Annotated in this window: 10 protein-coding genes and 2 tRNA genes; 7 read left to right on the forward strand and 5 right to left on the reverse strand. The window is 56.5% G+C overall.

Annotated features, from left to right (window positions below):
• Window positions 1-4 precede the first annotated feature (4 nt).
• Window positions 5-1,252: a DsbA family protein gene (locus AC2FIC_RS10190; protein ID WP_496691172.1), complete on the forward strand. Its 1,248-nt coding sequence runs from the start codon at window positions 5-7 to the stop codon at window positions 1,250-1,252.
• A gap of 51 nt (window positions 1,253-1,303) precedes the next feature.
• On the opposite strand, the gene gyrA is transcribed toward AC2FIC_RS10190, so the two are convergent.
• Window positions 1,304-4,000 carry a DNA gyrase subunit A gene (gyrA, locus tag AC2FIC_RS10195; protein WP_496870160.1) on the reverse strand — a complete coding sequence of 899 codons (2,697 nt, stop codon included), beginning with the start codon at window positions 3,998-4,000 and terminating at the stop codon, window positions 1,304-1,306.
• A 224-nt stretch (window positions 4,001-4,224) separates the two neighbouring features.
• Between gyrA and AC2FIC_RS10200 the strand changes: the two genes are divergently transcribed.
• Window positions 4,225-4,494 carry an usg protein gene (locus AC2FIC_RS10200; RefSeq protein ID WP_142633572.1) on the forward strand — a complete coding sequence of 90 codons (270 nt, stop codon included), beginning with the start codon at window positions 4,225-4,227 and terminating at the stop codon, window positions 4,492-4,494.
• A gap of 103 nt (window positions 4,495-4,597) precedes the next feature.
• The gene (locus AC2FIC_RS10205; protein WP_496691173.1) at window positions 4,598-5,293 is read left to right on the forward strand and encodes a lipid-binding SYLF domain-containing protein; all 696 of its coding nucleotides are present in this window, start codon (window positions 4,598-4,600) and stop codon (window positions 5,291-5,293) included.
• Here the strand turns inward: AC2FIC_RS10205 and AC2FIC_RS10210 are convergent, their stop codons facing one another.
• The gene (locus AC2FIC_RS10210; protein WP_496691174.1) at window positions 5,294-6,247 is read right to left on the reverse strand and encodes a radical SAM protein; all 954 of its coding nucleotides are present in this window, start codon (window positions 6,245-6,247) and stop codon (window positions 5,294-5,296) included. It abuts the gene before it with no gap.
• Window positions 6,248-6,410: 163 nt separating this feature from the next.
• Between AC2FIC_RS10210 and zwf the strand changes: the two genes are divergently transcribed.
• The 4 genes from zwf to AC2FIC_RS10230 all read left to right on the forward strand — a co-directional run bounded on the left by zwf (window position 6,411) and on the right by AC2FIC_RS10230 (window position 11,916).
• Window positions 6,411-7,859, forward strand: a complete 1,449-nt coding sequence (gene zwf, locus AC2FIC_RS10215; RefSeq protein ID WP_496691175.1) for a glucose-6-phosphate dehydrogenase — start codon at window positions 6,411-6,413, stop codon at window positions 7,857-7,859.
• Window positions 7,856-8,527, forward strand: coding sequence for a 6-phosphogluconolactonase (gene pgl / locus AC2FIC_RS10220; protein ID WP_142633575.1), 672 nt, complete (start codon window positions 7,856-7,858; stop codon window positions 8,525-8,527). Before zwf ends, pgl begins: the two co-directional genes overlap by 4 nt.
• A 4-nt stretch (window positions 8,528-8,531) precedes the next feature.
• A complete protein-coding gene (gene pgi / locus AC2FIC_RS10225) occupies window positions 8,532-10,145 on the forward strand; it encodes a glucose-6-phosphate isomerase (RefSeq protein WP_496691176.1) in 1,614 nt (537 codons plus the stop codon).
• Window positions 10,146-10,296: 151 nt separating this feature from the next.
• Complete coding sequence (locus AC2FIC_RS10230) at window positions 10,297-11,916, forward strand: long-chain-fatty-acid--CoA ligase (RefSeq protein WP_496870158.1); 1,620 nt, start codon at window positions 10,297-10,299, stop codon at window positions 11,914-11,916.
• 83 nt (window positions 11,917-11,999) lie between these two features.
• Here AC2FIC_RS10230 and AC2FIC_RS10235 read toward each other — a convergent pair whose 3' ends face one another.
• From AC2FIC_RS10235 to AC2FIC_RS10245, 3 genes are all read right to left on the reverse strand, one after another.
• Window positions 12,000-13,463: a flavin-containing monooxygenase gene (locus AC2FIC_RS10235; RefSeq protein ID WP_496870159.1), complete on the reverse strand. Its 1,464-nt coding sequence runs from the start codon at window positions 13,461-13,463 to the stop codon at window positions 12,000-12,002.
• 317 nt (window positions 13,464-13,780) lie between these two features.
• Window positions 13,781-13,855, reverse strand: a tRNA-Asn gene (locus tag AC2FIC_RS10240).
• A 127-nt stretch (window positions 13,856-13,982) separates the two neighbouring features.
• Window positions 13,983-14,057: transfer RNA gene (locus AC2FIC_RS10245), tRNA-Asn, on the reverse strand.

A 14,057-nucleotide genomic window follows, 5' to 3' on the forward strand; every position in this document is an offset into this window, starting at 1 on the left:
CCCCTTGTCCCTTGACCGCAAAGTAAAATCCCGGCTTGCTCAGATCATCACAAGCCAAGCGGTTCTGACTGCACGACGGCAGGCGCATGAGGTTCGCCGCAGGGTGCGTGGCACCGGTCATGAGGTGCACTATTTCCACGATGTTGCTGATCCCTTTTCTCATCTGACCGCGCAGATACTTTCTCTGTTTCAGGACCGCTACCGGGTCAAGCTGCGCCCGCATCTGATCTCGGGGCCGCCATCGGAAGCTATTCCCGACGCAGACGCCCATCGGCAGAATGCGATTGCTGACGCGTCGCGGCTGGCAACAAAACTTGGGTTGGAGGTGCCACTGAAGTGCAGCGCTGAAGCGCAGGCGCAAGCCAATGGTCTGTTGGCGGCCTGCCTTGATGCGTCGGACTTTGCCGCCCAACTGGATAGGGTCAACAGGGCTCTGTTGTCTGGCAGTGATCTGCCATTGGGCACGACCATCGACCCATCAAAGGCTCTGCATGCCGGTGACAGTGCGTTGGCAGCCTTGGGGCACTATCTTGGCGGAACGTTCTACTATGGCGGGGAATGGTATTGGGGTCTGGATCGGCTGCATTACCTAGAAGAAAGATTGCAGGGGGCCGGGCTTGGCAAAAGCGCGCCACCGATCATAGCTCCGCCAAATCCCTCACCGGAAATCAGCAACGCAGCCGGCAAAGAGCTGGAGTTCTTTTTCTCGTTCCGCAGCCCGTATTCCTACTTGGCCTTTGACCGTGTTCAGTCCCTTGCCAACCGTCACAGCGCCCGTCTGATCCTGCGGCCAGTCCTTCCGATGCTGATGCGTGGACTGCCAGTTCCCACGGTCAAATCGGGCTATATCCTACGCGATTGCGCGCGTGAGGCGCGTAGGTTGGGCATTCCGTTCGGGCGTATCTGTGATCCGTTGGGCGCGGGTGTGGAGCGTGGATATTCCCTGCTGGATCATGCCGAATCCCAGGGGAAGATGGCTGCATTCTGCTCGGTCTTCATGCGATCTGTGTGGTCGGAAGGGGTTGATCCAGAGACGGATCGCGGCCTGGCGCGTATCGTTGCAGCAGCCGGGTTGAACTGGGACGAGGCGCGCGCCTGCCTGGGCACACATGGCTGGCGCGACCGGGTTGAAGCCAATCAGGCAAGACTGCAAGAGATCGGCCTGTGGGGTGTTCCCAGTTTCCACATTGCAGGGCAAAGCATTTGGGGGCAGGACCGTCTTTGGCTCGTGGATGATCTGGTGCGCGCATAAAAAAGGGCGCCACCCCGATGGAGCGGCGCCCTGTTCCCACCAGTATGGTGTTTACTCTTCTTCGGTTTCCTCGTCACCCTGATCGGCGATCCAGGCGACGCTGACAACCTCTTCGCCTTTGCCGGTGTTGAACACCTTCACGCCACCTGCTGACCGCGAGCGGAACGAGATGCCTTCGATCGGGACCCGGATCGACTGACCTTTGGACGTGGCCAGCATGATCTGATCTTCGATATCGACCGGGAACGAGGCCACAAGTGCTCCGCCGCGCATTGCCTTGTCCATCGCCGCAACACCCATGCCGCCGCGTCCGCGGACCGGGTAGTCGTGGCTGGAGCTCAGCTTGCCTGCACCGCCAGTGGTAATCGTCAGGATCATGTTTTCGGCAGCGGACATTTCGGCATAGCGTTCTTGCGTGATGGTGCCGGGGGTTGCTTCATCCTCATCCGTCTCACCGTCATCGGCGATGCCTGCCACTGCGCGGCGCATCTTGAGATAGGCGGCGCGTTCATCCGGATCAGCTTCAAAGTGGCGGATCACCGACATCGAGACGACACGGTCGCCACCGCTCAGCCTTATGCCCCGAACACCGGTGGATTCGCGTGAGTTGAACACGCGCACATCAGTGGTGCGGAACCGGATTGCGCGGCCCGAATTGGTGACCAGCATCACATCTTCGTCTTCTGAGCAGATGCGTGCATTCACCAGTTCGATGCCTTCGGGCAATTTCATCGCAATCTTGCCGTTGCGGCGGACATTGGTGAAATCCGACAGTCGGTTCCGGCGCACATCGCCTGCGCTGGTGGCAAAGATGATCTGCAGGTTTTCCCATTCTTCGTCCGGCACATCCACGGGCATGATCGCCGCGATGGACACCCCGGTCGGAATCGGCAGGATGTTGACAATGGCCTTGCCCTTGCCGGTGCGCCCCGACTGCGGCAGACGCCAGGTCTTGAGCTTGTAGACCATCCCGTCAGTGGTGAAGAACAACAACTGTGTATGCGTGTTCGCCACGAAAAGGTTGGTAACGACGTCCTCTTCCTTGGTCTGCATTCCCGACAGGCCCTTGCCACCACGTTTTTGCGCCCGGAAATCGGCCAGCGGAGTACGCTTGATGTAGCCGCCCGACGTGACGGTCACGACCATATCCTCACGCTCGATCAAGTCCTCGTCTTCCATGTCGCCGGACCAATCGACGATCTCGGTGCGACGGGGCACGGCAAACTGTTCACGAACGCTGCGCAGCTCATCCCCGATGATCGACATGATGCGCTCTCGCGAGGACAGAATATCCAGGTATTCCTGGATCTTACCCGCCAGTTCTTCCAGTTCGTCCGTAACCTCTTTGACACCGATCTGGGTCAATCGCTGCAGGCGCAGGTCGAGGATCGCGCGGGCCTGAACTTCGGTCAGGTTATAGGTGCCGTCGTCGTTCATCATGGACAGAGGGTCGTCGATCAGGCGCAGATAGCTTTCGATCTCAGCCGCGGGCCAGCGGCGGGTCATCAGCTTTTCACGCGCTTGCGCGGCGTCAGCGGATGAGCGGATGGTTGCAACCACCTCATCCACATTCGAAACTGCCACGGCCAAACCGCACAAGATGTGACTGCGTTCGCGGGCTTTGCGCAGGTCGTACGCAGTGCGACGGGCGACGACGTCCTCGCGGAAGTCAATGAAGGAGGTCAGGAAGCGGCGCAGAGTCAGTTGCTCGGGTCGCCCACCATTCAGCGCCAGCATGTTGCAGCCAAACGAGGTCTGCATCGGCGAAAAACGGAAAAGCTGGTTCAATACAACTTCGGGCGTGGCATCACGTTTCAGTTCGACCACCACGCGTACGCCGTTACGGTCGGATTCGTCCTGAACGTGGCTGACGCCTTCAATCCTCTTCTCACGCACGGCCTCGGCGATCTTTTCGATCATCGAAGCCTTGTTCACCTGATATGGAATCTCATCAACCACGATGGCATAGCGGTCTTTGCGGATTTCCTCGACGCGGGTCTTCGAGCGAATTATGACGCTGCCGCGCCCTTCCAAATAGGCTTTGCGCGCGCCGGACCGGCCCAGCATTACGCCGCCGGTCGGGAAGTCGGGGCCTGGAACATACTCGATCAGCTGCTCGGACGTCAGATCGGGATCGTCGATCAGGGCGAGGGTGGCGTCGACCACCTCACCAAGATTGTGCGGCGGGATATTGGTCGCCATGCCCACGGCAATGCCGCCAGCGCCGTTGACCAGCATGTTCGGGAACCGTGCGGGCAGGACTGTCGGCTCTCTGTCTTTACCGTCATAGTTGTCCTGAAAATCGACGGTGTCTTTCTCGATATCCGCCAGCAGAGAGGCGGCGGGCTTGTCCATCCGCACTTCGGTATAGCGCATGGCCGCCGGGTTATCGCCGTCCATCGAGCCAAAGTTGCCCTGACCGTCCAGCAGCGGCAGCGACATCGAGAAATCCTGAGCCATCCGCACCAACGCGTCATAGATCGCGCTGTCACCGTGGGGGTGGTATTTACCCATCACATCGCCGACCGGACGGGCCGATTTGCGATAGGATTTGTCATGGGTGTTTCCGGTCTCGTGCATCGCGTAAAGGATGCGCCGATGTACCGGTTTCAACCCATCGCGCAGATCAGGAATCGCACGGCTAACAATGACCGACATCGCATAGTCCAGATAGGACGTGCGCATTTCGGATTCGATGGAGACCGTCGGGCCACCGTAAACGGGGCGTTCTGGTGGGTTTTCATCCATATTTTCAGGAACTTCTGGCGTATCGCTCACGTAAACTGCCCGTTCTGTATGCAGACTCTATATCTTGTGGATACACCTTATCAGACCCGGCACATAAGGTGCAAGCAAGCAACCATTTTGCAAGTGAGAAACTCCGGTAACATCACGGTAACATATTGTTAACTAAGGATTAGGGTGTTTTCGTGATACAATAGGGGGACCTTGCAATTAATATTGAGGTCGAAATGGAGCGCAGCGAAACGGAATTGATGCTTAAAGGTTATGGGCTGACAACGGCGGAATTATTCTACCACATGCCCGACTATATCCATGTTCTGAACACCTTCATCTGGCAGGAATACGATCTGGCGCCGGATCATCCGAAACTGTTCGAGTTCATTGATTTCTGGCAGCGAGAGATCGAAGGGCCCTTACATTCCGTAAAATTCACGCACCGTAAGATGATCGCGCCCGGAGAGTGGCGCAATCAAGTTGGCGAGTTTCGGGTGAATTAGCCGCCCTGACAGATTATTGGCTGTGTAACGAAAGGGCGTGTTCCATTTGATTTTCTTAGGCTAGGGTCGTGTCCAAGCCATTGATCAGCTAAGGAAATGCCGCATGCCCAGAATGTTGCTGTTTGTCGCCGCCGTTTTGCTTGGTGGGCCAGTCGCCGCTGAGGGAGTTTTGGACAAGATCAAAAAAGGCGCGGCAAACGCGGCTGACGTTGTCGGGCAAGGGGCCGAAACCGTTGGCGAGACAATCGATAAAGGCGCGAAAGCTGTTGAGGGTACGGTCGACTCGACCACCGAATTGCTAAGCAATGAGGCCACTCCGGAAGAGACGCGCGCCAAGCTGGACACATTGGCCACGCAGATTCTGGATCAGTTGCTGGCCGAAAATCCCGAAGCGCAATCACTGTACGAGGTCTGTGCCGGCTATGCCGTGTTCGACTCGCGCAAGGTTACGGTGTTTCCAGTCTCGGCTGGGTATGGGCGGGGTGTGGCGGTGTCAAAGGACACCGGCCAGCACACATATATGAACATGGGAACAGGCGGCGTGGGTGGAGCGATCGGCATCGGCGGTTTTGAATCCAAATTTGTGATCATGTTCGAAACATCTGCTGATCTGGATAAGTTCATCACTCAAGGCTATGACGCGACCGCCGAAACCGGTGCCATGTACGGCGACGAAAACACGACGGAAATCGTGCGATTCAGCGACGGTCGGTCCTTTTTTGCATTGTCCAAGACAGGGTGGCGTGTGGCAGCGGGCGCGTCGGGTACAAAATTCTGGAAATCGCCGGAACTGAACTGATCAACCCGAGCAGCTGGCCCCGCCCAGAACGCAGAATTTGGCACAATGCGGATGGTTAAGGTGCACGTCCGCTTCCGCCTCGGCCAGCGTATGCCCCATCTCGAATTCCGGCTCATAAGGCAGCAACGTGCAGGCCAGAACGGCCGGTTTTTCAGCGCCCTTGCGTTTGACCACCATCCGGGCACTGGCGCACATCACAGTCGCGGGTGATTTGTCCAAGATACCCCAGCAGGCGGTGGTAATTTCCGGCACTTCGACGGTTTCGTCCATTTCAGGGAAAAGGACCGTTCGCGCAGGGTCATGCGCGTCGATGCCAAACCCGTGGCGGTTGAATAACGTAGCATATCCCTGACGGCTTTTTTCATCGTCCTCGCCCCATACGGTTCTGCCGGCAACAGCCATCCGGAATCCGCCATCGCGTAGCCACTTCATACCTTCCACGGTTTTGTCAAAACTGCCTTTGCCACGTTCCTTATCGTGCAGGTCGGCACGATAATGGTCGAGCGATACCCGCAGCGTCAGTTTCCCAGCGTAGTCGCGCTGAAGTTCAGTCAATCCCTCGCGCATCTTCTGGCGCATCATTGGCCGCATCGCGTTGGTCAGTATCAACACCTCATAGCCGCGTTCCAGCGCAGCGCGTGCCATCTCGATCATGTCGGGGTTCATGAACGGCTCACCACCGGTAAAGCCAATCTCACGCACGGGCCAGTTTCTGTCTTCGATCTGGTCCAGATAGTCCCGCACTTCACCCGCCGAGATATAGACCAACGCATCATTGGTCGGGCTGCTTTCGATATAGCAGTTCACACATTCGATGTTGCACAGAGTCCCGGTATTGAACCAGAGCGTCTCGGGGTTGGTCAACGCCACCGAGGCACGAGTCTGGCCATCCGCTGTCACCAATTTGTTTTGAAACTTGCCGATATTGACGATCTGAGGGGCGTTGTCTTTCATTCCGGTTTCCGGTTCTTTTCTGTTGTCACCTTGAATTAGAGGTTTCAGACCGTTTCGCAAAGTGAGACATGGGTGAACTGACAGAGAATTGATGTCGCGGAAATCCGCAAAAATGGTTGCGCTAACATTGGACATTGAGCATAGGGCAAGGTAAGGAAAACACATGGTTTCTCGCGTCATACCTGTAGACCCCTTTGATCTGGTCATTTTTGGCGGAACCGGCGATCTGGCGCAGGGTAAAATCCTGCCCGCTCTGTTTCGCCGGTTTTGTGCTGGCCAGTGGGCTGAAGGCGCGCAAGTAATCGGGGCGGCTCGAACGGATTATGACCGTGACAAGTTCCGCAATTTGGTCCGCAACTCGCTTGAGGCACATGCCGGACGACACAGTCAGGACACCGCTGCGCTGAACGCGTTTTTGCAGCGGGTTGATTATGTGACATTGGATGCTGTTGCGGATCATGGCTGGGCCGAGCTTGCGCAGAAACTTCAGCCGGATCGGGTTCGGGCGTTCTATTTTTCGGTGGGGCCGCGGTTGTTTGGCCCTCTGGCGGAACGGATCGAGGCGTATGATCTGACAACGCCGCAGACGAGGATCGTGGTTGAAAAACCCTTTGGCCATGATCTGGAAAGTGCGCGGGCTTTGAATGCCACGCTGGCCGCGCATTTCAGGGAAAGTCAAATCTATCGAATCGACCACTATCTGGGCAAGGAAACCGTCCAAAACCTGATGGCTGTACGGTTCGGCAACATGTTGTTCGAACCACTTTGGAACAGCCAGTATGTCGACCATATCCAGATCACCGTAGCCGAATCCGTCGGAATTAACGGCCGTGAAGAGTATTACGAGCGCGCAGGCGCGATGCGCGACATGATGCAGAACCACCTGATGCAGCTTTTGTGCCTGATCGCCATGGAACCTCCGGCCAAGTTCGACCCGGATGCGGTGCGCGATGAAAAGCTCAAGGTCATTCGCGCTCTGGACCCGGTAAAGCCGCATCATATCGTGCGGGGGCAGTTTGAGGGCGAAAGTTCAAGTTACCGCAAAGCCGTTGGAAATCCGCGCTCGACCACGGAAAGCTATGTGGCGCTGCGGGCGCATATCAGCAACTGGCGATGGGCGGGAACACCGTTCTACTTGCGCACGGGCAAGCGCCTTGTGGCCCGGTCTTCGGTGATCAATGTGATGTTCAAAGACGCGCCGCACTCGATCTTTGGAGCGGATGCCGGGCGTCATGCGAATGCGCTGTCGATCCGCCTGCAGCCAAATGAGGGCATCACGCTGAAAGTAACGATCAAAGAGCCCGGGCAAGGCGGCATGCGTTTGGTCGACGTGCCCTTGGACATGAGCTTTGCCGAGGCCCTGGGCGCCGAGAACCAGGACCCGCCAGACGCCTATGAACGTCTGGTGATGGATGTGATCCGAGGCAATCAGACGCTGTTCATGCGCGGTGATGAGGTCGAGGCCGCCTGGGCCTGGACAGACCCGATCATCGCAGGATGGCAGGCGCGTGGCGATGTGCCGAAACCTTATGAGAGCGGCAGCACTGGGCCGGGCGACGCCGAGCTGCTGATGAAACGGGACGGTCGCCGTTGGCAAGGGATAAACCCATGAAAATTCAGGAATACGCCGACCGGGATATGCTAGCCATCGACGTGGCCAATGCTATCGCCGGAGATCTTGAGGCGGCGCTGCTGCATCACGATCTGGTTTCTTTTGCTGTGCCGGGCGGTACCACACCCGGGCCGGTCTTTGACGGATTGTGTGCCGCTGATTTGGATTGGGACCGGGTCCGAATTCTGCCAACGGATGAACGGTGCGTGCCCAGCGACAGCGATCGCGCAAATGCGCGGCTGATCCAAGAGCGTTTGCTGACCAATCGCGCCTCGGTCGCGCAATATGTGCCGCTGTATCTGGATGGCAAAGATCCGGAATCGGTGCTGCCCGAAATTGAAAGCTTGATTGCGCCTGTGCTGCCTCTTTCGGTTCTCATGCTGGGTATGGGCGAAGATATGCACACCGCCTCGCTGTTTCCGGGGATGGACGGGTTGGCGGCCGCATTGGACGGGCATGCGCCACCTTTGGCCGTGGCCCGACCCGAAGTTCAGCCCGAGGCGCGGATTACATTAACGGCTCCGGTCTTGGACGGCGCATTGTCTAAGCATCTGGTGATTTTTGGGGAAACCAAACGCAAGGCGCTGGACCGGGCCATGTCCCTGCATCCCAAAGAGGCGCCGATTGCTGCTGTGTTGGGCGGCATGACGGTCCATTGGGCGGAGTAGAGTTATGAACCTGGATACTCTCAAGGCATTTGCGTCAGATGGCGGTCATTCCATTTTGGACTTGTTTGAACAAGACGTGGATCGGGCACAGGTTTTCTCGACCTCAACGGGCGATATGCTGTTTGACTATTCAAAGACGCAGATTGACGCAGATATTCGCGCAGCCCTGATCCGCCTATGCGACGAGGCGGGGCTTGCCGACAGGCGCGACGCGATGTTTGCGGGTGCCAAGATCAATGAAACCGAAGAACGCTCGGTTCTGCATTCGGCATTGCGGAATCTGGATGGCGGTCCGGTCGACGTGGATGGTCTGGATGTCATGCCTGGCGTTCTGGATACGCTGCAGCGGATGCGTGTCTTTGCCGAAGAGGTCCGTGGGGGGGCCGTGTCCGGGGCAGGGGGCAGCTTTACCGATGTGGTGAATATCGGAATTGGTGGGTCTGATCTGGGACCGGTTATGGCCACGCATGCGCTGGCTCCGTATCACGACGGGCCGCGGCTGCACTATGTCTCGAATGTAGACGGGGCACATATTGCCGATGTTCTACGGCAGCTGGATCCGACGCGGACACTTGTGATTGTCGCGTCCAAGACGTTCACGACCATTGAAACCATGACCAATGCCCGCACCGCGCGCGCCTGGATGGTCGATGGCGGCGGGGAGCCGGCCCGACAGTTTGCTGCGGTTTCCAGTGCTTTGGACAAGACTCAGGCCTTTGGCATTCCCGAACAGCGCGTGTTTGGTTTCGCCGATTGGGTCGGCGGGCGTTATTCGGTTTGGGGGCCTGTGGGCCTGCCGGTGATGATTGCCGTAGGCTCGACGGCCTTTGACGCGTTTTTGCGTGGTGGACAGGCAATGGACGTGCATTTTCGCGCCGCCGATTGGTCCGAGAATATGCCGGTGATGTTGGCTTTGACCGGTATCTGGCATCGGCAGGTTCTGGGATATGCCAGCCGGGCCGTGCTGCCATACGATCAGCGTCTCCTGCGCTTGCCCGCATATTTTCAGCAGCTCGAGATGGAGTCGAATGGCAAATCCGTTGCCATGGACGGCTGCGCGCTGACCATTCCTTCGGGTCCGGTGGTCTGGGGTGAGCCTGGTACCAATGGTCAGCATGCGTTTTATCAGCTGATCCATCAGGGCACAGACGTTATCCCTTGCGAATTCATGGTCGCTGCCGAGGGACATGAGCCCGAGCTGACCCACCATCACCGTCTGCTGCTGGCCAACTGTCTGGCCCAGTCCGAGGCGCTGATGCGCGGCCGATCGCTGGACGAGGCGCGGCAGCGCATGGCCGACAAAGGGTTGACGGGTGAAGAATGCGAACGTCAGGCCCGACATCGGGTGTTTGCTGGCAATCGTCCCTCGACCACGCTGATGTACCCCAAGCTAACGCCTTTTGTTCTGGGGCAGATCATCGCCCTGTACGAGCATCGCGTATTCGTCGAAGGGGTCCTGTTGGGGATCAACTCTTTTGACCAGTGGGGCGTTGAACTGGGCAAGGAACTGGCGACTTCACTGGGGCCAATCGTGGACGGTGCAGAAGGTACCGAGACCAAAGACGGGTCAACCGCCGCCCTTGTTGCCTATGCCATGTTGCACCGGGAAACCGAATAAAAGCCAGCTTTGCAGCCCTTGCATGACGCATTCTTCTATTGTCAGACAATTAAATGCTTGGCAGGATTTCTTTTGACCGCGCCAACAGTCAAAGATGCGTGGCAAACAAGAAGGTGCTGCAAAAAGCGGCCCCGACACAGGGAGGATGTCCATGCTGGGACAAATGATGACGCAACCGTTGCTGATCTCGTCACTGATCGAGCATGCCGATCGCTATCATGGCCAAACCGAGATTTATTCTGTCGAAACTGACGGCAGTTTGACTGAAACAAACTGGTCGCAAGTCGCCGAGAACGCGCGAAAATTGGGCTCTGCACTGTTAGGTCTTGGGCTGGAACCGCACGCTCGGCTAGCGACATTGGCATGGAACAACCGCCGCCATCTGGAAATCTACTATGGCACTTCGGGTGCTGGATTCGTCTGCCACACCGTAAACCCCAGGCTGTTTCCAGAGCAGCTGACCTATATCATCAATCATGCGCAGGACCGGGTTCTGTTTTTCGACGCCACATTCATCCCGCTTGTCGCCGCTTTGAAGGACCAACTGACAGAGGTGCAGCATTTCGTGTTAATGGGTCCGCGGAATGATGACGCAATCGCGCAGGTTCCAGGGGTGCAGTTCTATGATGAGCTGATCGAAACCGGTGATTCCGGCTTTCAATGGCCGAGGCTGGACGAAAACACAGCCTCAAGCCTTTGTTACACTTCGGGCACAACCGGCAACCCCAAAGGGGTGCTCTATTCCCATCGCTCGACAGTTTTGCACAGTTTTGGGTCCAACACGCGTGACGTGATCGGATTTTCGGCGATGGATGTGGTACTGCCAGTTGTACCGATGTTCCATGTGAACGCTTGGGGATCGCCGTACGCTTGCGCGATGTCGGGGTCTCGGATGGTATTGCCGGGACCAGATTTGCATGGCGAGGCATTGGTCAATTTGATTGACAGCTATGGCGTGACACTGGCCATGGGTGTGCCGACGATCTGGCAGGGTCTGCTGGCCTCTGCCAAGAAGTCGGGCAGTCAACTGTCCAGTCTTGAGCGCACAGTTATTGGTGGGGCCGCATGTCCGCCGTCGATGATCGAGACGTTCCGCGAAACCTACGGTGTTGATACAGTCCACGCCTGGGGGATGAGCGAGATGAGCCCGCTGGGAACCGCGAACCAGCCCTTGGCGAAACATGGAAAACTGCCCAAAGAAGAGCAGTATGGGCTTCGGGAAAGTCAGGGCCGTCCTTGTTATGGGGTCGAATTGAAAATCGTTGATGATCTGGGCAATGAGCTTCCGCGCGACGGTGAAACACAGGGAGACCTGATGGTGCGCGGATACTGGGTATTGGACAGCTATTTCATGATGCAGGATCAGGGTCTGCTGCAAGACGGTTGGTTTGCCACTGGCGACGTGGCGACACTGGACCCGGACGGGTATATGACGATCCGAGATCGCTCAAAGGACATCATCAAATCCGGCGGTGAATGGATCAGTTCGGTCGAGCTCGAGAATATCGCGGTGGCACATCCAAAGCTGGCAGGTGCAGCCGTTGTGGGTGTGCCGCATCCGAAATGGGACGAACGGCCCGTTCTTGTGGCGGTGAAAGCCGAGGGGGCAAATCCAAGCGAAGAAGAATTGCTGGCGTTTTTTGGTGGTAAGATCGCCAAGTGGCAGATCCCGGACAGGGTAGTCTTTGTGGACGCGCTGCCACTGAACGCGACTGGCAAGATACTGAAACGCAACCTGCGGGAAGATTTCAAAGATCTGCTGAGTACCTAGCGCAAAATCACTGGCCTGGCAGACACAAGCGAGATTGTTTGCCGGGGTTCCTGACTTCGCGGCGAACGTAGATCTCTAGCCCCTCAGCCTTCTGAAGTTCCACGCCTGAAATCTGCCAGTTTGGGTTTCCTCGTGCGCCTGAAATACTCGAACGAACTGCCTGGCCAGTTGGTGGTTATCCGCTCGCCATCTTTGTAATAGCTGCGCTTGATCCGCGCCCACTGACTTTTGGCAAGTCGCCGTTGCATCTCGTCATCGAAACGCAATGCCGCCTCAGGTTTTACTTCGATCGTGCCGTGATCGGCCGCCTTGATAAGTTGGATGACAAAACCGATTTGCGCTTCGATCATGGCCAGGACCGTCGTGTGGCCAAGGTTTGTGTTTGGTCCGTAAATAATGTGCAGATTGGGAAATTTGGGAACCGAAATACCAAGATAGGCCCGCGCACCACCCTTATCCCAAACATCGCGCAACAAGATACCATCACGTCCCTTGATATCAATAGCTTGCAGGAAGGGGTTGGATTGGAACCCGGTGCCAAGAATGACCACATCATGGTTGCGTTCGGTACCGTCTGTGGTCTTGATCCCATCTTTGGTGAAACAGTCGATTCCGTCCGTCACCAACTCAACCTTATCCTGGTTCAGGGTCTGATAGTAGCTGTCCGAGACCAAAAGACGACGCGCGCCGGGCGGGTATTTTGGTCGAAGCGCCTCACGGAGTTTTGGGTCCGATATCGTCTTTTCCAGATGCCGGTTCAGTATGTTCTGCATCAGCATCTCGTGCAGTTTCGATCCTTTCATGACTGGAAAGATCTTGAATTCATTCTCGGCCCAAAGGCGGAAACGATAAAGTTTTTGAAGGAAAGGCATCGAACGCATCAGCGACTTGAAGCTCTCGCCATAGGTCTTGTTGCCTTTGGGCATGACCCAATTTGCCGTGCGTTGATAAACTGTCAGAATGTCTGCCTGTTTGGCGATCTCTGGGATGAACTGCAGCGCGCTGGCTGCATTTCCAATCACGGCAACTGATTTGTCCTTCAGGTCGATATCATGGCGCCATTCGGCAGAATGGAATATGGTTCCCCCGAAGAGTTTCATCCCCGGTATCCCAATACGGTTGGGAAAGTGCAACTGACCAACCGAGCAAACCACGTGGCGGCAGAGATAGGTTTCATCTCCATTGCCCTTGGTCGTTACAGTCCACATTTCTCTGGTCGGATCGAAGCTTGTTGAAGTGACAGCGCAGCCAAGGCGTAAATGCGCGATCACTCCGAATGTTTCCGCACAATCCCGGATGTAATCCAGAATCTCTTTCTGTCCCGACCATTTTCGGCTCCAGTTCGGCGTTTTGCTGAAAGAGTAAGAATACAAATGCGAGGGCACATCGCATTCCGCACCGGGATAGGTGTTATGCTGCCAAGTGCCCCCAAATTCAGTGGCCTTGTCGAGTATTGCGAAGCTGTCGATTCCCGCTTGTCTGAGCTGGTAGCCCATACCAATGCCGCCAAAGCCAGCACCTATGATCAAACAGTTCACCTGCTTCATGATACTTCCTTATGCTCGTATGTCCGTTTCGCGACTTGCCAGTGGCGTTTCTGATCTGCCTGGTTTGGCTTTGGGACAAGCGTGACCGGCATAATATCTTCTTTCAATTTATCTCAAGTTCACCTGAGCTTGCTAATAACTTGGGCCCAGACTAAGTCCTTCAATGCAAATGTAATTGGGAACTTATCCCTCAACTTTGAGTTGAAGGGAATGAAAAAATTAGAGGATGAACCTTTGAAACCGTTTATCATCTGCCTTGAGTTATGGCGCACGGCCTGAGGCAGGGTGTTTTTATAGTCGTGAAGATTTTGGAAGATTGGCTCCGGCGGTAGGGATCGAACCTACGACCAATTGATTAACAGTCAACTGCTCTACCGCTGAGCTACGCCGGAACGGTTCGCGCCGTATAGCAACCCGACTCTTCGCCGTCCAGTGGGGGGCGTGAGTTTTTTCGTCGAAAAAACGTGCACACAGCGAAGGCGGGCATCCATGATAATTTGCGGTGTGTTTTGGGGGTATTGGCTCCGGCGGTAGGGATCGAACCTACGACCAATTGATTAACAGTCAACTGCTCTACCGCTGAGCTACGCCGGA

It is taken from the genome of Ruegeria sp. CDSC079, from assembly GCF_059610505.1.